This window comes from Rhodococcus sp. 05-339-2 (genome assembly GCF_002258965.1).
In the GTDB taxonomy this organism is placed as follows: domain Bacteria; phylum Actinomycetota; class Actinomycetes; order Mycobacteriales; family Mycobacteriaceae; genus Rhodococcoides.
Genome location: NZ_NOYW01000018.1, coordinates 383777 through 405286 on the forward strand (window position 1 = coordinate 383777; position 21510 = coordinate 405286).

General features: G+C 65.7%; 20 protein-coding genes. 1 reads left to right on the plus strand and 19 read right to left on the minus strand.

All coding sequences use genetic code 11. The annotated features are described in order from the left end of the window. Positions 1-67: 67 nt before the first annotated feature. The 12 genes from CH273_RS19465 to CH273_RS19520 all read right to left on the minus strand — a co-directional run bounded on the left by CH273_RS19465 (position 68) and on the right by CH273_RS19520 (position 13265). On the minus strand, positions 68-2560 hold the full coding sequence (locus CH273_RS19465; RefSeq protein WP_179273203.1) for a RelA/SpoT family protein: 2493 nt from the start codon (positions 2558-2560) through the stop codon (positions 68-70). A 72-nt stretch (positions 2561-2632) separates the two neighbouring features. Beyond that, positions 2633-3163, minus strand: coding sequence for an adenine phosphoribosyltransferase (locus CH273_RS19470; protein ID WP_371828406.1), 531 nt, complete (start codon positions 3161-3163; stop codon positions 2633-2635). A gap of 5 nt (positions 3164-3168) precedes the next feature. After that, positions 3169-4872: an ABC transporter substrate-binding protein gene (locus tag CH273_RS19475; protein ID WP_032397967.1), complete on the minus strand. Its 1704-nt coding sequence runs from the start codon at positions 4870-4872 to the stop codon at positions 3169-3171. Between the two features lie 26 nt (positions 4873-4898). After that, entirely contained in the window at positions 4899-6080 is a 1182-nt protein-coding gene (secF, locus tag CH273_RS19480) for a protein translocase subunit SecF (RefSeq protein WP_032397966.1), read from the minus strand. A 1-nt stretch (position 6081) separates the two neighbouring features. Continuing rightward, positions 6082-7848, minus strand: coding sequence for a protein translocase subunit SecD (gene secD, locus CH273_RS19485; RefSeq protein WP_032397965.1), 1767 nt, complete (start codon positions 7846-7848; stop codon positions 6082-6084). Positions 7849-8008: 160 nt separating this feature from the next. Next, positions 8009-8419 carry a preprotein translocase subunit YajC gene (gene yajC / locus CH273_RS19490; protein WP_032397964.1) on the minus strand — a complete coding sequence of 137 codons (411 nt, stop codon included), beginning with the start codon at positions 8417-8419 and terminating at the stop codon, positions 8009-8011. A gap of 138 nt (positions 8420-8557) precedes the next feature. After that, entirely contained in the window at positions 8558-9586 is a 1029-nt protein-coding gene (gene ruvB / locus CH273_RS19495) for a Holliday junction branch migration DNA helicase RuvB (protein WP_045199784.1), read from the minus strand. Between the two features lie 54 nt (positions 9587-9640). Then, the gene (gene ruvA / locus CH273_RS19500) at positions 9641-10246 is read right to left on the minus strand and encodes a Holliday junction branch migration protein RuvA (protein ID WP_032397962.1); all 606 of its coding nucleotides are present in this window, start codon (positions 10244-10246) and stop codon (positions 9641-9643) included. Further along, a complete protein-coding gene (gene ruvC, locus CH273_RS19505; RefSeq protein WP_032397961.1) occupies positions 10243-10860 on the minus strand; it encodes a crossover junction endodeoxyribonuclease RuvC in 618 nt (205 codons plus the stop codon). Before ruvC ends, ruvA begins: the two co-directional genes overlap by 4 nt. 107 nt (positions 10861-10967) lie before the next feature. Continuing rightward, the gene (locus CH273_RS19510) at positions 10968-11726 is read right to left on the minus strand and encodes a YebC/PmpR family DNA-binding transcriptional regulator (protein ID WP_032397960.1); all 759 of its coding nucleotides are present in this window, start codon (positions 11724-11726) and stop codon (positions 10968-10970) included. 88 nt (positions 11727-11814) lie between these two features. Beyond that, positions 11815-12417, minus strand: a complete 603-nt coding sequence (gene pdxT / locus CH273_RS19515) for a pyridoxal 5'-phosphate synthase glutaminase subunit PdxT (RefSeq protein ID WP_032397959.1) — start codon at positions 12415-12417, stop codon at positions 11815-11817. Then, positions 12414-13265, minus strand: coding sequence for an acyl-CoA thioesterase (locus CH273_RS19520; RefSeq protein ID WP_032397958.1), 852 nt, complete (start codon positions 13263-13265; stop codon positions 12414-12416). Before CH273_RS19520 ends, pdxT begins: the two co-directional genes overlap by 4 nt. 41 nt (positions 13266-13306) lie before the next feature. Between CH273_RS19520 and CH273_RS19525 the strand changes: the two genes are divergently transcribed. Then, positions 13307-13957: a nucleoside/nucleotide kinase family protein gene (locus CH273_RS19525; protein ID WP_230597014.1), complete on the plus strand. Its 651-nt coding sequence runs from the start codon at positions 13307-13309 to the stop codon at positions 13955-13957. A 10-nt stretch (positions 13958-13967) separates the two neighbouring features. On the opposite strand, the gene pdxS is transcribed toward CH273_RS19525, so the two are convergent. The 7 genes from pdxS to thrS form a co-directional block, all read right to left on the minus strand. Next, positions 13968-14909, minus strand: a complete 942-nt coding sequence (pdxS, locus tag CH273_RS19530) for a pyridoxal 5'-phosphate synthase lyase subunit PdxS (protein WP_082073976.1) — start codon at positions 14907-14909, stop codon at positions 13968-13970. A 184-nt stretch (positions 14910-15093) separates the two neighbouring features. Next, positions 15094-16119, minus strand: coding sequence for an NUDIX hydrolase (locus CH273_RS19535; RefSeq protein WP_032397957.1), 1026 nt, complete (start codon positions 16117-16119; stop codon positions 15094-15096). Beyond that, on the minus strand, positions 16119-17243 hold the full coding sequence (locus CH273_RS19540) for a glycosyltransferase family 4 protein (protein ID WP_032397956.1): 1125 nt from the start codon (positions 17241-17243) through the stop codon (positions 16119-16121). Before CH273_RS19540 ends, CH273_RS19535 begins: the two co-directional genes overlap by 1 nt. Next, positions 17240-18145 carry a phosphatidylinositol mannoside acyltransferase gene (locus CH273_RS19545; RefSeq protein ID WP_032397955.1) on the minus strand — a complete coding sequence of 302 codons (906 nt, stop codon included), beginning with the start codon at positions 18143-18145 and terminating at the stop codon, positions 17240-17242. The genes CH273_RS19540 and CH273_RS19545 overlap by 4 nt, the downstream gene beginning before the upstream one ends. Further along, positions 18142-18825 (minus strand): phosphatidylinositol phosphate synthase, encoded by a 684-nt coding sequence (pgsA, locus tag CH273_RS19550; protein ID WP_032397954.1) that lies wholly within the window; start codon positions 18823-18825, stop codon positions 18142-18144. Before pgsA ends, CH273_RS19545 begins: the two co-directional genes overlap by 4 nt. A gap of 25 nt (positions 18826-18850) precedes the next feature. After that, the gene (locus CH273_RS19555; RefSeq protein WP_032397953.1) at positions 18851-19393 is read right to left on the minus strand and encodes an ATP adenylyltransferase; all 543 of its coding nucleotides are present in this window, start codon (positions 19391-19393) and stop codon (positions 18851-18853) included. 2 nt (positions 19394-19395) lie between these two features. Continuing rightward, positions 19396-21456 (minus strand): threonine--tRNA ligase, encoded by a 2061-nt coding sequence (thrS, locus tag CH273_RS19560; protein WP_032397952.1) that lies wholly within the window; start codon positions 21454-21456, stop codon positions 19396-19398. Positions 21457-21510: the final 54 nt, after the last annotated feature.

Consider the following 21510-nt stretch of genomic DNA (forward strand, 5'->3'; position numbering starts at 1 on the left):
CTCCGATCGAACGACGAGAGGGTGAGCAGAGATCCTCTGCTCACCCTCTCGTCGTTCTCCGGCCCGCTCAGGCGGCCGACGTCAGCCGGTACACGTCGTACACGCCCTCGACGTTGCGCACAACGTTCAGCACGTGCCCGAGGTGCTTCGGGTCACCCATCTCGAACGTGAACTTGCTGATCGCCACCCGGTCCCCGGACGTGGCAACCGATGCCGAGAGAATGTTGACTCGCTCGTCGGCGAGCGCTTTGGTGACGTCGGAGAGCAGTCGGTGACGGTCCAGTGCCTCGATCTGGATGGCGACCAGGAACACCGAGGACGCCGACGGTGCCCACTGAACCTCGATGAACCGCTCGGACTGCTCTTCCAGCGATCGCGCGTTGGTGCAGTCGGTGCGGTGGACACTCACCGATCCACCACGGGTGACGAATCCGAGGATCTCGTCTCCCGGCACCGGCGTACAGCACTTCGCGAGTTTCGCGACGACGCCCTCGGCACCGGTGACCAGCACGCCCGCGTCGCCGACCTGACGGGGTCGAGTGGGAATGGTCGACGGTGTCGACCGCTCGGCGAGCTCTTCCTCGACGTCGCCGACGCCACCGAGATGGGCGACCAACCGCTGCACCACGTGGCGAGCGGATACGTGATTCTCGCCGACCGCGGTGTAGAGAGCGGAGACGTCGACGTACCGTAGCTCGTGCGCGATCGCCGACATGGACTCGGCATTCATCAAGCGCTGCAGGGGAAGTCCGCCTCGACGGACCTCTTTGGCGATGCCGTCCTTGCCTGCCTCCAGGGCTTCCTCGCGACGCTCCTTGGCGAACCACTGGCGAATCTTGGTCTTGGCTCGCGGTGAGGCGACGAATCCCTGCCAGTCCCGACTCGGGCCTGCGGTGGCAGCTTTCGAGGTGAACACCTCGACCACTTCACCGTTGTCGAGTGTTCGTTCCAGTGCGACGAGTCGACCGTTGACCCGCGCGCCGATGCAGCGATGTCCCACTTCGGTGTGCACGGCGTACGCGAAGTCGACCGGGCACGATCCGGCAGGCAGGGTGACGACGTCGCCCTTGGGGGTGAAGACGAAGATCTCCTTGACCGCGAGGTCGTAGCGCAGCGATTCGAGGAACTCCCCCGGATCGGCGGCTTCTCGCTGCCAGTCGAGCAACTGGCGCATCCACGCCATGTCGTCGACCTCGGCGTTGTCCTGCGAGTGCTTGCCCTTGGTCTCCTTGTACCGCCAGTGTGCCGCGATGCCGAACTCGGCTGTGCGATGCATGTCGCGCGTACGAATCTGCACCTCGAGGGGCTTGCCCTCCGGTCCGATCACCGTGGTGTGCAGCGACTGATAGACGCCGTAACGCGGCTGCGCGATGTAATCCTTGAAACGGCCCGCCATCGGCTGCCACAGCGAATGCACCACGCCGACAGCGGCGTAACAGTCACGGATCTCGTCGCACAGAATTCGGACGCCCACGAGGTCGTGGATGTCGTCGAAGTCGCGACCCTTGACGATCATCTTCTGGTAGATCGACCAGTAGTGCTTCGGGCGACCCTCGACGACCGCGCTGATTCTCGACGCGGCGAGCGTCGCGTTGATCTCGGCCCGAACCTTCTCGAGGTAGGTGTCGCGGGACGGTGCCCGATCGGCGACGAGCCGCACGATCTCGTCGTACTTCTTGGGATGAAGAATCGCGAACGCCAGGTCTTCGAGCTCCCACTTGACCGTGGCCATTCCGAGCCGATGGGCAAGCGGCGCAATGACTTCCAACGTCTCCTTGGCCTTGCGCGCCTGCTTCTCCGGGGGCAGGAACCGCATGGTGCGCATGTTGTGCAACCGGTCGGCGACCTTGATGACCAACACCCGCGGATCTCGCGCCATCGCGATGATCATCTTGCGGATCGTTTCGCCCTCGGCTGCGGTTCCGAGCACGACCTTGTCGAGCTTGGTCACCCCGTCCACGAGATGGGACACCTCGTCGCCGAACTCCTCGGTCAGCTTGGCGAGCGAGTATCCGGTGTCCTCGACCGTGTCGTGCAGCAGAGCTGCAACCAGCGTTGTCGTGTCCATCCCCAGCTCGGCCAGAATGTTGGCCACGGCGAGCGGATGCGTGATGTAGGGATCGCCGGACTTGCGCATCTGCGAGGCGTGCAGCTCGTCGGCAACGTCGTAGGCCCGCTGCAGCAGCGTCAGGTCTGCCTTGGGATAGAGCTCACGGTGCAGGCTGACGAGTGGCTCGAGCACCGGTTTGACCGCCGCGCTGCGCCCAGCGGTGATGCGGCGCGCCAGGCGTGCGCGGACCCGCCTCGACGCGGAGGTGGGAACGGGTGCCGAATTACGGGTTCCGGACGGAGCCTGCGAATCGGTCGCCGCCGGATCGTGGGGAACCGGGCCGTGAGGAACCGGAGCGTCGACGGCCGGGCGGACACCACCGGACGCGGACTCGTCGGTCGTGACGACGTCGACTCCGGTCCGATCGGTAACTCCGGTCCGATCGGCAACTACGGGCCGCTCGGGGACGGCAGGCCCGTCGGGCAAGGGTTGATCGATGTATCGGGTCACTCTCATCACCTCCTGCCACACATTCCGCGCTGTCGTCGAAACGTCAACGCATTGTGACAGAGACTTTAGTCCTCATACTCGAACCAGGCAGCCGAGCGGGTAGCCACTGCACTTGTCGCGCCCGCCCAGAACGGCGATCTCGAGAACGACAGCGGCACCGACGATCACCGCTCCCTGCTCGGTCAACAACCGAGCCGTTGCATCGACGGTACCGCCGGTCGCCAGCACGTCGTCGACCACGAGCACTCGTTTTCCGGCCACGTCGATCGCAGTCGGGATCTGCAGTGCGGCGGTTCCGTACTCGAGTTCGTACGACCGTGAATGCACCGGAGGCGGCAGCTTGCCCGCCTTGCGCACCGCCAGCACACCGCACCCGAGTTCGAGGGCAACTCCGGCACCGAGCAGGAACCCCCGTGCATCGATACCCGCCACCAGGTCGACGCCCTCGAAACCCTGCGCCAGCTCCGACACGACACTGCGTAACGCCGGTCCGTCCGCGAACACCGGCGTCAGATCGCCGAAGCGAACGCCCGCGACGGGGAAGTCCTCGACCCACCGCGTCAGCCTGGTCACCGCGGCGGCAGCACCCGCTCGCTCGTCCACGTCGTTCATCGAAGAAGCACCCACCGATCCATGTTCCAACCGGCACCTGCGGCCGTCGGGTTGGGCACCACGTCCTGCATGCCGTCGCTGACGACGGTGGTCCGTGGCTCGTTGTACAGGGGAAGCGACGGCATGTCGTTCCACAGGATGTTCTCACCCTCGGTGGCCAGAGCCAGCACTCGCTCGGGATCGTCGGTCACCGCCAACTGATCGACGATGGAATCGATCCTGCCGTTGCTGTATCCGCCGACGTTCAGGCCGATTCCCGTCCGCAACGAATACCGTGCGGTGACCGCAGCGGCAGAACCCGACGGTCCGGGAAGGGATCCGCTGCTACCGAGCACGGCGTCGACAGCCCCGGCGCGCAGTGCGGACGGTGTGAAGTCCGGTGAGCTCGCGTCCTCGACGGTGATGCCCGCAGCCGCGCAATCGGCAGCCATGCGACTCACCACCTGGGCGCGGCGCGCGTCCGGTCCCCGGTAACCGACACGAACGGTCAGAGCATTCTCGCCCGCAGCCTCGAGTTCTCGGCTCGCCTGGTCCAGGTCCGAGCGCTGGTATCGATCGCCCACCACCGTTGCGACCGACGGATACTCGAGCGTGTCGGGCTGGACGAGACGAGAGTCGACGACGCCCGAACCCAGACCCGCGGCCTCCGCCTCGAAACCGGGGTGACCCAGAGTGTCGAACAGGTCCGACCGCGGGATGCACGCGGCCACTGCTCGACGAGCACTCGCATCGGCCAGCACCCCCTGGGTGGCGAACGTCAACTGCTCGACGCCCCGCGACGGTTCCTGGGTCGTCGTGAATCCCTCGGTGGTCCCGAGGTCGACGGCACCGGCACCGTGGTCGATCACGTCCAACGATCCGTCCGCGGACTTCGCGGCCAGGTCGGTGCCCTTCGGCCAGACGACCACCTGCTGGGTCTGGGGTGGGTTTCCCCACCAGGCGTCGTTCGCCACGAGCACGAGACCGTCCTCGGCGGTGTAGGACTCGATGCGGTAGGGGCCGGCCGAGGGCAGTAGCGCGAGGTCGATCGAGCCCGGTGTCAGAGTCCAGCCGGTGTTCCAGAAGTCGGCGATACGGGTCACCACGTCGTCGTCCTCGGCCAGGATGGGATCGACGACGTTCGGCACGCCCGCTGCTCGAGCCGCGACATGTGCCGGTAGCAGGTCGGTGGCTCCGAACAGGGCACGCCAGTTCTGGTAGCTGCGGCCGGACGCGAAGACGACCGTCGCTTCCTTGGCCCCCGGGACGCAATCGATGCGCTCGATGTCGGAGTACCCGGCCGTCGACGCCGCGTCGAACAGGGGGCGGTCGGTGGCGAACTTTCCACTGTTAGCCGCCCACGCCAACACCAGATCGTCACAGGCCATCGGCGCACCGTCCGAGTACGTCGCCGCGGGGGCGATGGAGTACTGCACGGTCAGGGTGTCGCCGGGAACCACGGACACGGTTCCGATGTCGTTGTCCGACAACGCGTCTCCCTCGGGCCCGAGATAGCTGAAGCCCACCTGCACCCGAGTGAACGCCTGCCGGGCTCCCGACGCCGCGCCGTCGACGGTTCTCGCGTTGTAGGTGTCGACCACGTTGTCGAACGAATAGCCGATCGAGGGCACCTTGTCTTCGGGCGACGAGCACGCAGTGATGGACACCGCACCGACACTCGCTGCTACCAGTGCCGCGCTCCACCGTCGTTTCACGTGCACACTCCGTCCCTGTCGAGGATGGACATCTACCGTCGCTTCTTGTTTCGCTTTCCGGTGGGCCGGTTGCCCGGCTGCGGAGCCGACGCCTTCGGGACGGCCACACCGACGGCCACCGGTTCCGGAGCGTGGCCTGCGGCACGAGCTGCCGCTTCGGCGCGCTTGAAGTGGACCTTGCGCGTGTGAACTGCGACGGGACCCCACTTCTCCTTGAGCGTCACCAGCAACGGAGTGGCGAAGAAGATCGACGAGTAGGCACCGACGATCATGCCGACCAGCTGTACCAGAGCCAGGTCCTTCAGCGTGCCCACACCGAGCAGCCACACCGCGATGATCATCAGTGCGATCACCGGGAGGACACCGATCACGGTGGTGTTGATCGAGCGCATCAGGGTCTGGTTGACGGCCAGGTTGGCCTGTTCGGCGTACGTCTTGCGATGCAGGTTGAGGATGCCGCGAGTGTTTTCCTCGACCTTGTCGAACACCACCACCGAGTCGTACAGAGAGAAACCGAGGATCGTCAACAGGCCGATCACGGTTGCAGGCGTCACCTCGAACCCGACGAGCGAGTACACGCCTGCGGTCACGAGGAGGTCGAATGCCAGGGCGGCCAGCGCCGCCAACGCCATGTCTCGCTCGTATCGGACACCGATGTAGATGCTGACGATCACCAGGAAGACCACGAGAGCGATCAGGGCTTTCTGGGTGATCTGGCTACCCCACGTCTCACTGACGTCGGACACACTGATGGCGTTGGGGGTCGCGGTACCGGAGTTGTCCTGCGGCTGGAATGCCTCGAACAACGCCTGGCGAAGGGTGTCCACTTCGGCTGGGTCGAGTGCTTCGGAGCGAATCTGCACCGTTGCTGCGGCACCCGAACCGACGGTCTGCACCGACACCGGCGGCATGCCGAGCGAGTCGTCGTACACGGTTTCGACCTGCTCGGTGGTGATGTTGTCGGCCGCGGGCAGCGCGATCCGGGTTCCGCCCTCGAAATCGATACCGAGGGTGAAGCCGCGGACGACGAAGCTCAGCAGGCACACCAGCACGATGACGCCGGTGAGGATGTAGTAGAACCGGCGACGACCGACGATGTCGAAGGCACCGGTACCGGTGTACAGCCTGGACAACCAGCTGTGCTTGGGCTGGGCGGATTGATCGACACCCGAGTCGTCGAGGGGCGATGGGGTCGACGTGGTCGTGTCCGACATGTCATGCCTCCTTCGACGGCGCAGCGCCGGTCTTGACGGCGAGTGCCTTGTTGGCTGCGCGCTTGCGTTCGAGCGCGATCTGCTGGACGGCACCGAGACCGTTGACGGACGGCTTGGACCAGAACGTGGATTTCGACGCCAGGTACACCAGCGGCCACGTCACCAGCACCACGACGATGATGTCCAGGATCGTCGTGAGCCCGAGGGTGAACGCGAAGCCGCGGACCTGACCGACGGCCAACACGTAGAGCACTGCGGCGGCGATGAAGCTGACCGCATTGCCCGACAGGATCGTCTTGCGTGCGCGTGCCCAACCGCGAGGAACCGCCGATCGGAAGCTGCGGCCCTCCCGGATCTCGTCCTTGATGCGCTCGAAGAACACGACGAACGAGTCAGCGGTCATGCCGATACCGATGATCAGGCCGGCGATGCCGGCGAGGTCGAGCGTGAAGCTGATCCATCGACCCAACAAAACGATGATTCCGTAGACGACGAGACCGGCCAGCGCCAACGACAGCGCAGTGAGCAGCCCGAGGGCACGGTAGTAGAGCAGGCAGTAGACCAGCACCAGAGCCAGTCCGATGGCACCGGCCAGCAGTCCGGCTTCCAGAGAGGCCAAGCCCAGCGTTGCCGACACCGTCTCGGCCTCGGAGGACACGAAGGACAGCGGCAGGGAGCCGTACTTGAGGGTGTTGGCGAGCTCGGACGCGGTCTGGTTGTTGAAGTTGCCGGTGATCGAGGTGGCGCTGCCTGCAGGGGTGGCCCCCTGAATGACCGGCGCACTGATCACCTTCGAGTCCAGTACGAACGCGGCCTGCTTCTGGAGATTGGCCGCGGTGAACTGGGCCCAGGTGTTCGAGCCGTCCGTGTCGAACGTCAGGCTGACCTGGAACTGGGCCTGCTGACTGTCGAAGCCGGAGGTCGCGTCGGCTATTTGCTGGCCGTCGATGATCGTCGGACCCAGCAGGTAGACCGCTGTTCCGTCGGTCGAGCACGCCACCAGGGGAAGCGCCGGATCGTCGTTGCCTGCGAGCGGGTCGGCGGCGTTGCAATCGAGGGACTGCATGGCCAGCTGCTGGATCTGCGGATCCTCGCTCTGTCGGAGCGTCTTGGCGTCGGCGATCTCCTGCGCTGCGCGCTCGGCGTCGGACAGGGTCGCGTCGGTGGCGGGATCGTCTGCCGCCGGTGCGTCGGTGGCGGGCGCATCGGTGGTGGGGGCGGGAGCCGGATCGACCGTGGTCGGATCCTGCGCCGGGAACACCCGGTTCTGCGGAGTGGCCGGGTCTGCGGGCGCAGCCGGATCGGCCGAAGCAGCAGGGTCTGCCGGTGCAGCAGGATCGACCGGCGCGGCCGGGGCCTGCTGCGAACCTGCTCCCTCGCCTGCCGACGGAGCTACCGAGCTCAGAACCGGTCGAATGAACAGTCGCGCGGTCTGCCCGAGAGTGCGCGCCTGGGAGCTGTCGTCGCCGGGCACCGTGATGACGAGATTGTCGCCGTCGATGACCACCTCGGAGCCCGAGACACCGAGACCGTTGACACGAGTCTCGATGATCTGCTGCGCCTGCTTCAGGCTGTCCTGCGTAGGCGCGTTGCCGTCGGGTGTCCGCGCGGTGAGTGTCACGCGCGTGCCGCCCTGCAGGTCGATTCCCAACTTCGGCGAGGGGTCTTTGTCTCCGGTGAAGAAGACCATGGCGTACACCGCTGCCATCAGCACCGCGAAAACGGCGAGATAGCGGGCGGGTTGCACCGGTCCGCTGGAAGGTGCCACGGTGTGTGTTTCTCCTCTGGGCGATGAAAGTGTCGGTTCCTGCAGGGCCTGGCGGCCCGATGTGTCGGCGATGAGCGGTGCGATTGTGCACCACATCGGTCACCGCAGAGAAAACCGCTGCCGGATACTGTCTCCGACAGCGGTTTCGATCACATCCTGCTCACTCTTTTTCCAGCCTCTTCGACGTCTGCTCGATGGTCTCGTCCGGCCGACTCACGTCCGTCTTGCTCAGCGACGGTCCAGCGGTGTCGTTCGAGCCGAGGGCCGTGATGTCCGACTCGGTGGTGGTGTCGAGGTCGGTGTCGTCGAACTCGGAGTCGTCGGGCAGAACCTCACGTACCACTGCACGCGACCAGGTGGTGATCACGCCGTCGGCGATCTCCAGATCGATGGTGTCGTCCTCGACCAGGACCACTCGGGCGTACAGGCCTGCGGTGGTGACCACCTCGTCACCGATCTTCAGCGAGTCCTGCATTTCCGTTGTCTTGGCCAACACCTTCTTCTGTCGACGCGCATTGAGAAACAGCGGTACCAGAAGTGCCACGATCAGCAGCGGGAACAGCAAATCCATCGGAAGGTCAGTCCTCGAAGTCGGGTTCGAAATACGTCATTGTCTCGTGCGAGAGCGTCGCCGGTGCGGGCCTCGCAGCTACCCAGTGTGCCATTACCTGGAACCGGTCCGGTCCGTTCGTGTCCTGTTGTGCCCGATTCATTCGAATAATCCCTGCTGGACCTCCGAGGATCGGACCGAAATTCCACCCACCGCGAGATCCGGTGGCGGCGTCAGACCGAGGTGTTGCCACGCAGCAGCGGTCGCGACGCGCCCGCGGGGGGTACGGGCGATCATTCCGGCACGTACCAGGAACGGCTCGCACACTTCCTCGACCGTCGACGGTTCCTCCCCGACGGCGACGGCCAGCGTGGACACACCCACCGGCCCTCCGCCGAAGCTCCGGATGAGCGCGCTCAGTACGGCGCGGTCGAGTCGATCGAGCCCGAGTTTGTCGACGTCGTACACCACCAGGGCGGCCTTCGCGGTGTCCTGAGTGACGGTGCCGTCGCCGCGCACGTCCGCGTAGTCGCGGACTCGGCGCAGCAATCGATTCGCGATACGGGGAGTGCCACGCGAGCGCCCGGCGATCTCCGCGCATCCGTCCCGATCGATCGGCACACCCAGGATTCCAGCGGACCGCATGAGGATGCGCTCGAGTTCGTTCGGCTCGTAGAAATCCATGTGCGCCACGAATCCGAACCGGTCGCGCAGCGGTCCGGTGAGCGCACCCGACCTGGTGGTGGCACCGACGAGGGTGAACGGTGCGACCTCGAGTGGAATCGACGTCGCTCCCGGCCCCTTGCCGACGATGACGTCGACGCGGAAATCCTCCATCGCCAGATACAGCATCTCCTCGGCCGGGCGAGCGATGCGATGGATCTCGTCGATGAACAGCACGTCGCCTTCGACCAGGTTGCTGAGCATCGCTGCGAGATCGCCTGCCCGCTCGAGCGCCGGACCCGACGTGAGCCGCAGCGAGGTTCCCAACTCGGCGGCGATGATCATCGCCATGCTGGTCTTGCCGAGGCCCGGCGGCCCGGACATGAGGATGTGATCGGGGGTTCCGCCGCGCATCTTGGCGCCCGACAACACGAGCTGGAGCTGCTCCCGCACCCGGGGTTGACCGATGAAATCGGTGAGGTTCTTCGGACGCAGACTCGTCTCGACATCCAGGTCGTCGGACATCGGGTCCGCACCCACCTGGGATTCTGCGAACCGATCTTCCTCGGTCACCCGGGCCTACCTGGACTTTCCGAGGTATGCCAGCGCCGACCTCAGCGCGGTCGACGTCGTGGCCTCGGGCTGCTGAGCGAGCACCGCGTCGGTCGCTTCCTCGGCCTGTTTCACGGGGAATCCGAGACCGATCAGCGCCTCGACGATCTGGTCTCGCATCGAGTTGCCGACTCCGGATCCCGGCACGGCCGCGCTTCCTGCGCGTCCGACCACTGCGTCGACCTTGTCGCGCAGCTCGACGACCATTCTCTCCGCGCCGCGCTTACCGATACCGGGAACCCTGGTCAGTGCTCCGATATCACTGTCGGCCAACGCAGTTCGCAGTGCGTCGGGCTCGTGTACGGCAAGAGTTGCCATGGCGATCCGCGGGCCGACGCCGGTCACGGTGAGGAGCAACTCGAACAGCTCACGCGACTCCTTGTCGGGGAATCCGTACAGCGTCTGCGAATCCTCGCGCACGATCATGGTCGTCAGGAGAATCGCTTCGCTCCCCCGGTGCAAAGTGGCCAACGTGGCCGGGGTGGCGTTGACGCGGTACCCGACGCCCGCAGCCTCGAGCACGGCGTGATCGAGCGCGATGTCGAACACCGAGCCCCTGATCGACGCGATCATCGGGCGCCCGCCTCCTTCTTGGCCATTTTCTCGATCCTGCGTGCCACGACGGCGCGAGCTTTGCGCTCCTCGGCCAGACGAGCGTCGTACTTGCGTTTCTGTTCGGCGGCCATGGCCTCGGCCTTGGCCATGCGGGCGATCATGGGCGCTCGCCAGCAATGACAGATGCCGAGGGCAAGCGCGTCGGCGGCGTCGGCGGGAGTCGGTGCCGTCTGCAGACCGAGAATGCGCATCACCATCGCGGTCACCTGAGCCTTGTCGGCCGAGCCGTTGCCCGTGACCGCGGCCTTGACCTCACTGGGAGTGTGAAAGCAGACGTCGATGCCGCGTCTGGCCGCCGCGAGGGCGATGACGCCACCGGCCTGGGCCGTACCCATGGCCGTACGAACGTTGTGTTGGGCGAAGACTCGCTCGATGGCCACCACCGAAGGCTTGTGGGTATCGAGCCAGTACTCCGCGGCCTCGGAAATCGCCAGCAACCGCTGCGCCAGATCCATGTCCGCGGGCGTTCGCACCACATCGACATCGAGGGCGACCACCGTTCGGCCCACACCACCCTCGATCAGACTGAGCCCACACCTGGTCAGACCGGGGTCGACACCCATCACCCGCACGCCACCACACCTTCCGCTTACGAACTGTTGTTCGATAGCGTAGCGGAGCCCACCGCTGGATCAGGGATACGACACCCGGTCGAACACGTCGTCGGATGCGAGGGGCGTCAGTCCTCGTCGTCGAGCTCGGCCATGACCTCGTCGGAGAGGTCGACGTTGGACCACACGTTCTGGACGTCGTCGCTGTCCTCGAGGGCATCGATGAGCTTGAACACCTTGCGGGCACCGTCCGCATCGACCGGGACGTTGACCGATGCCTGGAAGCTCGCCTCGGCCGAGTCGTAGTCGATTCCGGCCTCCTGCAACGCGGTGCGTACCGCGACCAGGTCGGTCGGCTCGCTGACGACCTCGAACGTATCGCCGTTGTCGTTGACTTCCTCGGCGCCGGCTTCGAGGACGGCCATGAGCACGTCGTCCTCGCTCTGCCCGTTCTTCTCCAGGGTGACGACGCCCTTACGGGAGAACAGGTAGGACACCGATCCCGGATCGGCCATGTTCCCACCGTTGCGGGTCATCGCCACGCGTACCTCGCCTGCGGCGCGGTTGCGGTTGTCGGTGAGGCACTCGATCAGAATGGCGACACCGTTGGGACCGTAGCCCTCGTACATGATGGTCTGCCAGTCGGCACCGCCGGCTTCCTCGCCCGCTCCGCGCTTGCGCGCGCGCTCGATGTTGTCGTTGGGGACCGACGTCTTCTTCGCCTTCTGAATGGCGTCGTACAAGGTCGGATTGCCCGTCGGGTCACCACCACCCGTGCGGGCCGCCACCTCGATATTCTTGATGAGCTTGGCGAAAGACTTGCCGCGTCGGGCGTCGATCACCGCCTTCTTGTGCTTGGTGGTGGCCCATTTTGAGTGGCCGCTCATGCGATAGGGCCCCTTCCTGCTCGAAATCAGTGTTGTCGACTTTACTCGCCCGGTACCGCGCTCGGCACCGACCGACCGCCGAGGGATTCTAGCGGCGTCGCACCATGTCGACGAAGAGTGCGTGAACGCGATCGTCCCCGGTGACCTCGGGATGGAAGCTCGTCGCCATGACGGAGTTCTGGCGAACGGCCACCACGCGTCCGGCAGCCGGGCCGTGCGGCACGGTGGCGAGCACCTCGACTTCCTCGCCCACCCGCTCGACCCAGGGCGCGCGAATGAACACCGCCCGCACCGGTCCGCCGTCGACGCCGGTGACATCGAGATCGGTCTCGAAGGAATCGACCTGACGCCCGAAGGCGTTTCGCCGGACGGTGATGTCGAGCGCATCGAGATGCCGGGCGTCGGGCCTGGTGTCGAGGATCTCGGAGGCCAGCAGAATCATGCCCGCGCACGAACCGTAGGCGGGCAGTCCCTCGGCCAACCGAGCACGCAGTGGATCGAGAAGGTCGAACACGCCGAGCAGGTTGCTCATGGTCGTCGATTCCCCGCCGGGGACGATCAGTCCGTCGATCTGCGCGAGCTCGGCGGGCCGACGCACCGTGACACCGCGTGCACCGCTCGATTCGAGCGCAGCCAGTTGTTCGCGAACGTCGCCCTGCAGGGCGAGAACACCGATGGTCGGAGCGCTCACTTGCGGCCGAAGGGATCGACATGGGGCGCGTCGGGGTCCCGCTCGAAACGCATCAACCCCTCTTGCACCACCGCGGCGACCAACCGGCCGGACGTGTCGAAGATTCGTCCCTGCGTCAGCGCTCGCCCGAAATCTGCCGACGGAGACGTCTGGTCGTAGAGCAACCATTCGTCGGCCCGGAAGGGCCGCAGGAACCACAGCGCGTGATCGAGCGAGGCCGTCTGAGTGACGGCGTCCGGGTGCGGAACCTTGGCCGATCCGAGCAGCGTCATGTCGCTCATGTAGGCCAGCGCACACACGTGGAAGACCTGGTCGTCGGGCAAGGTGTCGCGGTAGCGGAACCAGACACGTTGTTGCGCAGCGAAACTGGGATGCTTGACGGTCTGGTCCTCGGGAATGAGACGGATGTCCCACTCGGACCACTCCTTGTAGTAGGAGTGGTCGTACTCGGCGAGGGTGGTGGGATCGGGCAGGGTGTCCGGCCCGACGACCTCGGGCATGACGTCCTGGTGCGAAATGCCGTCGTCGTCGCCGTGGAACGAGGCGGACATCGTGAAGATCGCCTTGCCGTGCTGAATGCCGGTGACGCGGCGGGTGCAGAAAGACCGTCCGTCGCGAATCCGATCCACCATGAACACCGCCGGCTCGTTCGGATTGCCCGGACGCAGGAAGTAGCCGTGCAGCGAGTGCACACGAAACTCGGGGGCCACCGTGCGCACCGCCGCAACGAGCGCCTGGCCCGCCACCTGACCGCCGAACGTACGGGGCAGCCGAGAAGGAAAGGTCCGTCCCCGATAGATGTCGTTCTCGATCCGTTCCAATTCGAGAATGTCCTCGATGCTGGCCATGGCTGGTGTCCACCTTTCTGTGACAACGGCTCAGGCTAACAATGATCGGACCAGGCAAGATGGTCGGCGTGGGTCAACCGATGCCGATATTTCCCGATCTTCTCGTCGAGTCGATTGTCGATTCGTGCCGGGACGGTGCCCGATCGATCGTCGTGATCGACGGCGCGGATGCCGCGCGGCCGGTCGAGTTCGCAACGCGCACAGCCGAACACGCCCGCTCTCGGGGCCGTCCGGCTGCCGTCGTCGACCTTCACGACTACGTCCGACCTGCGTCCATTCGATTCGAGTACTCGCGCACCGACGAATTGAGCTATCGCACACTGTGGTTCGATTACGACGCCCTCGTCAGAGAGGTCATCGCCCCACTACGCCCCGGTGGCGGAGGTCACTTCCTGCCGCGACTGTGGGATGAGGCCACCGATCGTTCGGCGCGAGCCCGCAGCGCCTCGGCAGCAACGAATCAGATAGTCCTGATCGCGGGACCGATGCTGCTCGGCCGCGGATTGGACGTCGATCTGTCGGTGCATCTACGCCTGTCCGGCAGCGCATTACGCCGCAGAACGAGCGCCGACGATCAGTGGACCTGCGCCCCGCTGCTCGAGTACTACGACGGCCTCGACCACGCGGCCGGGCGGCCGGACTTCCTGGTCCGCTGGGACCATCCCGACCGCCCGGCCCTCGAACGCAACTGATCGAAAACCGTCACCAACCGCGCTCGGCGAGACGGTGTCCGACGGGGAGGTCGTCGACGTTGATTCCGACCATCGCCTCGCCGAGACCGCGCGAGACCTTGGCGAGCACATCGGGGTCGTCGAAGAACGTGGTGGCCTTGACGATCGCCTCGGCGCGTTCCTTGGGGTTGCCGGACTTGAAGATTCCCGATCCGACGAACACGCCCTCGGCACCGAGCTGCATCATCATCGCTGCGTCTGCGGGAGTGGCGATGCCGCCCGCGGTGAACAGGGTGACGGGCAACTTGCCGGCCCGGGCGACCTCGACGACGAGGTCGTACGGAGCCTGCAGTTCTTTCGCCGCCACGTACAGCTCGTCCTCGGGAAGCGAGGTGAGGCGACGGATCTCGTCACGGATCTTGCGCATGTGCGTCGTCGCGTTCGAGACGTCGCCGGTTCCGGCCTCGCCCTTGGAGCGAATCATGGCCGCGCCCTCGGTGATTCGGCGCATTGCCTCACCGAGGTTGGTGGCACCACAGACGAAAGGAACGGTGAAGTTCCACTTGTCGATGTGGTTCGCGTAGTCGGCCGGGGTGAGCACCTCGGACTCGTCGATGTAGTCGACGCCGAGGCTCTGCAGGATCTGCGCTTCGACGAAGTGGCCGATGCGGGCCTTCGCCATCACCGGGATGCTGACCGAGGAGATGATGCTGTCGATCATGTCGGGATCGCTCATTCGCGACACCCCGCCCTGCGCGCGAATGTCGGCGGGGACGCGCTCGAGTGCCATGACGGCCACGGCTCCTGCGTCCTCGGCGATCTTGGCCTGATCGGCGGTGACCACGTCCATGATGACGCCGCCCTTGAGCATCTCGGCCATTCCTCGCTTGACGCGTGCGGTGCCGATTCCGTTCTCGGCCGCCCCGCCTTCGGCGGATCCAGCGGGTGTAGTGGATGCGTGTGGGGTACTCAAGCCGACTCCTGTGTTCTGGGCACCGAACCGGTGCTCCGGACTGATACACGCGACCACGCTCAGCCGCGGTAACCGAGGACGATCGCACGCGGCGCGAAGTCGCGCCCAGAACTGTAGGCCTCGACGCGACGGTTTCCCATAACCACTTGACGATTGCTGGACTGCTCGAAAAGGGTCCAGATCGCTAGCGGATAGCGCGCACGTCCGGATCACCGCGTCGAGCGAGAGCCACGTTGACCTCGTCGAGCAGTTCCGCCAGGTCCTGGGGATAGACGTTCTCGCCGACCGCGCTCAGCGCACGGATGTCGGCTTCGGTGCACCACTGATGGCCGGTCACGGTGCGGCGTTCGAAATCGGTGAAACCAGCACTGTGCGGTTCGAACTCCTGCGTCCGGATCGCGAAGAACAATTCTTCCGAGCGGATCAGAGTTCCGTTGAACGGGAACGTCGCAACCCGACGCCACAGCGGACCGCGCAGGTCGGCCGGAGCGATGGTCAGGCCGGTCTCCTCGTGTACCTCCCGCACCGCTGCCTCGCGGAGCGATTCGCCCTTCTCCACTGCCCCACCGATGGTGAACCAGAAGAAGGTGTCGGGAACCGTCGGATCGTGTCCGCGCAGCAGCAGTACGCGACCGCGCTCGTCGAGCAGCACCACCCGCGCGGACGTTCTCGGGGTGGCGCGGTTCTCGCTGCCGAACGTCGCGGCAGCAGACCGCTCGGCGATCTCGAAGTACGACGGCAGTGCCGCGGTTCCGCCGAGGTGCAACCAACGGACGGGACGTCTGACGCGCAGGGCAAGGGTGTCGCGAACTGCGTCGTTGTGAAACCGTCGTGCGATCAACACGCGGGCCTCGGCGTCGGCCAGTTCGGCGACCAGTTGCGGGGGCAAGTCGTTCGGTTCGACGACGGCCAGAGCCATGGACACCGCGTTCTCGGCCTCTTCGCGCTGTGACCGGTCGACGCGTTCGGCCCGATCGGCCAACGCAGCGAGTTCTCTGCTCGACGGGGCCGAGTCCCGGGTCGCCGCGGACACCGCGCGCGCGACGACGGCCCGGCGGGCGAGTGCTGCATCGAGCGCCTGCCAGGCGAGGTCGGTGCGCACGTGTAGGCGGTCGAGTCGGTTCGCCGTTCCGTAGGCCCACAGGCCGACGACGAGGATCAGTACGGCGATCAGCCCGAGTACCAGAATCGTGAGCGCTGAGAAGGTCATCAGTTCGCTGCCCGCACCTTCTGTCCCCCGAGGGTGACGGTTTCGTAGACACGCAGGATCTGCTCGGCGACGACGGGCCAGTCGTAGGTGGTGACAGCCACGGAGGCGGCGTCGACCAGACGTGCACGGACGGCATCGTCGCCGAGGATCGAGCAGACGGCGACGGCGAGGGCAGCGGAGTCGTCGATCGGAACGAGGAGTCCGCACGTGCCGTCCCGCAGGACCCGTCGGAAGGCGTCGAGTTCGCTTGCCACCACCGGTGTTCCGGCGGCCATGGCCTCGACCAGGACGATGCCGAAGCTCTCACCGCCGAGGTTGGGTGCGCAGTAGACGTCGGCGCTGCGCATCGCGGATGCCTTGGTCGCATCGTCGACCTGCCCCAGAAACGTCAGGTGCGACGCGAGTGCGCCTGCGTCCTTGCGTAGCTTGTCCTCGTCGCCACGGCCGACGATCAGGATCTCGATGTCGGGGTGGGATTCGACGAGTGTGGGCAGAGCGCCGAGCAGGACTGCCATTCCTTTGCGCGGTTCGTCGAAACGGCCGAGGAAGAGCACCGTGCGACCGGCGCGTGGATAGCCTTCCAGCACAGGGGCATCGGCGAATGCGGGCACGTCGACTCCGTTGGGGATCTCGACGGCGTCGGAGCCGAGGGCCTCGACCTGCCAGCGCCGGGCGAGCTCCGACACGGCGATACGGCCGCTGATCTTCTCGTGGTACGGACGCAGCACTCCTTGAAAGGTGCTGAGCACCAGGGACTTCGTCGTCGAGGTGTGGAAGGTCGCCACGATCGGGCCGTCCGCGGCCTTGAGCGCCAGCATCGACAGGCTCGGCGCGTTCGGTTCGTGGATGTGCAGCACGTCGAAGTCGTTGTCGGAGATCCACTTCCGGATTCGAGAATATGTGATCGGTCCGAATCGCAGCCGTGCGACGGATCCGTTGTACGGAATGGCGAGAGCCTCGCCCGCCGACACCACGAAGTCCGGTAGCTCGACATCGTCGGACGCCGGAGCCAGGACACTGACGCGATGCCCGCGTTCGATGAACACCTCGGCCAACTGCTGAACGTGTGCTTGCACTCCACCGGGAACGTCGAACGAGTACGGGCACACCATGCCGATCTTCACGCGCCCTCGATTCGGGCGCGTCGATCGGCCGACCAGTCGCTCATCCACAACGGCTGCAGCATGTGCCAGTCCGCCGGATGGGCTCGGATTCCGGCTGCGAAATGATCGGCCAACGTCTGGGTGGCAGGCCCGACCCCGGCCGAGACATCCACTGCGGGCGAGATGTCGAATCCCCAGCCGTCGCCGTCGAAGTAGCCGTGCACCGGGAGCAGCGTCGCCCCGGTGTCGATCGCGAGTTTCGCCGCGCCCGCAGGCATCCGGGTCGGTTCACCGAAGAAGGTGACCGGCACCCCGTGCTTGGCGAGGTCCCGCTCGCCGAGCAGGCAGACGACCTTGTTCTGCCGCAGTCTCTCGGACAGTGCGAGCAGAGGCGGTTGCTCGCCGCCGCTGAGCGGGAATATCTCGAAGCCCAGGCTCTCTCGATAGGCGACGAATCGCTGGTACAGGGATTCGGGCTTCAGCCGTTCGGCAACGGTGGAGAGGCCTCCGTGCGTGCGCACCAGCCACATTCCGGCCATGTCCCAATTGCCACTGTGCGGCAGAGCCAGGACCACTCCCTTACCGGCCGCGAGCGCACCCTCGAGATGTTCCTTGCCGTTCACGCACCGATCGATGACGGCGGCCTGCGCAGCCAGATCCATCGACGGCAACCGAAACGCCTCGCGCCAATATCGAGCGTAGGAGCGCAGGCTGTCGCGAATCAGCTCGTCGGGTACCTCGGCGGGAGTGGTTCCCAGGACGCGAGCGAGATTGCGACGCAACTGATCCGGGCCGCCGTTGCGCGTCGACGCGAAGTCTGCGCCGCGATCGAACAGGCGTCGTGCCACCGGCTCGGGCAGAGACCGGACCAGGCGCCAACCGGCCGCGTAGCCGGCGTCGCTCGCTCTGTCGGAGAGATTCACGACGCGGCCACGTCGCCGTCGTCGGGTGCCGGTGCCACCGGAGGCACGATGATGTCACGGGCACCCTCGGATCCACGAACTGCGAGAACGCGCTGGAACACGGTGACGATGCTCAGGGCGGCGAGAATCCACATGGCCGGGTAGATCAGGCTGTCCAGCCACGGAATGTCGAAATGTCTTCCGACACCGGTGAGCCCAGCTCCGACCAGAACGATGACGAGGCGGTCCGGTCGTTCGATCCAACCACCGTCCGCTGACAAGCCGCTGGCCTCGGCGCGGGCTTTGGCGTACGAGATGACCTGCGAGGTGACCAGGCAGATCAGGGTGGCCACCAGCAGCAGCTTGTCCTGCTCGGAATAGACGGCCCACCAGGCCAATCCGCCGAAGATCGCACCGTCGGCCACTCGATCGCACGTCGCATCGAGGACGGCACCGTACTTGGTACCACCACCCCGAGCCCGCGCCATGGCACCGTCGAGCATGTCGAACAGGACGAACAGGGTGATGACGATCGAGCCCCACCACAGGTAGCCGGCGGGGTACATCGTGACCGCCGCGGTCACGGTGACGACGGTGCCGATGATCGTCACCGAGTTGGGGGTCAGTCCGGTGCTGTTGAGGGCGCGCCCGAGCGGGGCGGTCACCTTCGAGACCGGCGCACGGCCGAAAATGCTCAGCACGGCGCGTGCTCCTCTCGCCTGTGGTTCATTCGTTCCAGGCCGACGCCAGCAGGGCCCGAGTGTCGCGGAGCAGCTGCGGCATCACTTTTGCGCCGCTGATCACGGTGATGAAGTTCGCGTCGCCGCCCCACCGGGGCACGATGTGCTGATGCAGATGCTCGGCCAAGGACCCGCCCGCGGCAGCTCCGAGGTTGAGCCCGACGTTGAACCCGTGCGGACGTGACACTCGCTTGATGACGCGAATCATCTGCTGCGTGAAGGCCATCAGTTCCGCGCTCTCCGCGGGCGTGAGGTCTTCCAGTGCCGCGACGCGACGGTACGGCACGATCATCGCGTGGCCCGGGTTGTACGGATACAGGTTGAGGACCGCATACACCGATTCGCCTCGAGCGACGACGAGACCGTCCTCGTCGCTCATCTTGGGGATGTCGGAGAACGGCTCGTTCGACTTCGCCGAGCCCTGAGGAGCCTCGGCGATGTAGGACATCCGATGCGGCGTCCACAGTCGCTGCAGCCGATCGGGCTCACCGGCCCCGGTGACGACGATCGACTCGTCCTGTTCCGACATGATCAGCTCACTCCTGCGGGTTCGGTCTGCACGAGCTCGGCGGTCGGTGATGCGTTGTTGCGCTGGGAAATCCAGTCGGTGACGACGGTGATGGCCTGCGCCACCGGGACGCCGTTGACCTGAGTGCCGTCCCGGAATCGGAAGCTCACGGCACCGGCCTCGACGTCGCGTTCGCCGGCGAGGAGCATGAAGGGAACCTTCTGCGCCGTCTGGTTGAAGATCTTCTTCTGCATCCGGTCGTCACTGGCGTCGACCTCGGCGCGTACGCCACGCTTCTTCAGCTCGTTCACCACCGCGAACAGGTGGTCCTGGTAGACCTCGGCAACCGGGATGCCCACGACCTGGACCGGTGCGAGCCAGGCCGGGAACGCGCCCGCGTAATGCTCGGTGAGCACTCCGAAGAAGCGCTCGATGGATCCGAACAGCGCGCGGTGAATCATCACCGGGCGTTCCTTGGTTCCGCCCGAGCCGGTGTATTCGAGTTCGAAGCGTTCGGGCAGGTTGAAGTCGAGCTGAATGGTCGACATCTGCCAGGTACGCCCCAGCGCATCCTTGGCCTGTACCGAGATCTTCGGTCCGTAGAACGCCGCACCACCCGGATCGGGCACCAGGTTCAGGCCCGACGCAGCCGCCACCTCGGCGAGGGTGTTGGTCGCTTCTTCCCAGACCTCGTCGCTGCCGACCGACTTCTCCGGGTTGCGAGTGGACAGTTCGAGGTAGAAGTCGTCGAGGCCGTAGTCCTTGAGCAGCCCGAGAACGAACTCGAGGGTGCTGGTGAGCTCGCCGCGCATCTGCTCGCGGGTGCAGAAGATGTGCGCGTCGTCCTGGGTCATCCCGCGCACCCGGGTCAGACCGTGGATGACGCCGGACTTCTCGTAGCGGTAGACCGAGCCGAACTCGAACAGGCGCAACGGCAGTTCGCGGTACGAACGGCCGCGAGAGCGGAAGATCAGGTTGTGCATCGGGCAGTTCATCGGCTTGAGGTAGTAGTCCTGGCCGGGCTTGCGCACGTCGCCGTTCTCGTCGAGTTCGGCGTCCAGGTGCATCGCCGGGAACATGCCGTCCCGGTACCAATCGAGGTGACCCGAGACCTCGTAGAGATGGCCCTTGGTGATGTGCGGGGTGTTGACGAACTCGTAGCCCTCTTCGATGTGCCGCTGGCGGGAGTAGTTCTCCAGCTCGTTGCGGATCACACCCCCCTTAGGATGGAACACCGGAAGACCGGAGCCCAATTCGTCGGGAAAGCTGAACAGGTCCAGCTCGGATCCGAGCTTGCGGTGATCGCGACGCTCCGCCTCGGCCAGCAGTTCGAGATGCGCATCGAGCGCTTCGGCGGACTCCCATGCCGTTCCGTAGATGCGCTGCAGGCCTGCATTGTCCTGATTGCCGCGCCAGTAGGCGGCCGAACTGCGGGTGAGCTTGAACGCGGGCACGTACTTGGTGGTGGGGATGTGCGGTCCGCGGCACAGATCGCCCCAGATACGCTCGCCGGTCCGGGGATTGAGATTGTCGTAGGCGGTCAGCTCTCCCCCGCCGACCTCCATGACCTCGGGATCGTCGATGCCGGACTTGTCGTCGATCAGCTCGAGCTTGTACGGCTCGTTAGCCAACTCCTCACGGGCCTGCTCCACCGACTCGTACACCCGACGCGAGAAACGTTGTCCGGCCTTGACGATCTGCTTCATCTTCTTCTCGAGGGCCGTCAGATCCTCGGGAGTGAACGGCTGCTGCACGTCGAAGTCGTAGTAGAAGCCATCCTTGATGAACGGTCCGATGCCCAGCTTGGCGTCGGGAAAGAGATCCTGAACGGCCTGCGCCAGCACGTGCGCAGCCGAGTGCCTGATGACGCTTCGTCCGTCCTCGGTGTTCGCCGGAACGGGCTCGACCTCGGTGTCGCCCTGCGGTGCCCATGACAGGTCACGGAGCTTGCCGTCGGGATCGCGCACGACGACGATCGCGTCGGGTCCCTTGTTGGGCAGGCCGGTGTCGCGGAGCGCCGTACCTGCCGTGGTTCCGGCCGGCACCATGATGCGGGCGGGCGAAACAGCGGCGACAACGGGCATGCTCACAGCGATGTACTCCTCGATCGGTTCTTCTGGCCAGGAAGGCCTCCGACA

Excerpts from the sequence above, each read along its gene's own strand:
- secF (WP_032397966.1), bottom strand. The coding sequence starts at position 6,080 with ATGTCGGACACGACCACGTCGACCCCATCGCCCCTCGACGACTCGGGT.
- yajC (WP_032397964.1), bottom strand. The coding sequence starts at position 8,419 with ATGGATTTGCTGTTCCCGCTGCTGATCGTGGCACTTCTGGTACCGCTG.
- ruvB (WP_045199784.1), bottom strand. The coding sequence starts at position 9,586 with ATGTCCGACGACCTGGATGTCGAGACGAGTCTGCGTCCGAAGAACCTC.
- ruvA (WP_032397962.1), bottom strand. The coding sequence starts at position 10,246 with ATGATCGCGTCGATCAGGGGCTCGGTGTTCGACATCGCGCTCGATCAC.
- CH273_RS19510 (WP_032397960.1), bottom strand. The coding sequence starts at position 11,726 with ATGAGCGGCCACTCAAAATGGGCCACCACCAAGCACAAGAAGGCGGTG.
- CH273_RS19520 (WP_032397958.1), bottom strand. The coding sequence starts at position 13,265 with ATGGCCAGCATCGAGGACATTCTCGAATTGGAACGGATCGAGAACGAC.
- CH273_RS19525 (WP_230597014.1), top strand. The coding sequence starts at position 13,307 with ATGATCGGACCAGGCAAGATGGTCGGCGTGGGTCAACCGATGCCGATA.
- CH273_RS19535 (WP_032397957.1), bottom strand. The coding sequence starts at position 16,119 with ATGACCTTCTCAGCGCTCACGATTCTGGTACTCGGGCTGATCGCCGTA.
- CH273_RS19555 (WP_032397953.1), bottom strand. The coding sequence starts at position 19,393 with ATGTCGGAACAGGACGAGTCGATCGTCGTCACCGGGGCCGGTGAGCCC.
- thrS (WP_032397952.1), bottom strand. The coding sequence starts at position 21,456 with ATGCCCGTTGTCGCCGCTGTTTCGCCCGCCCGCATCATGGTGCCGGCC.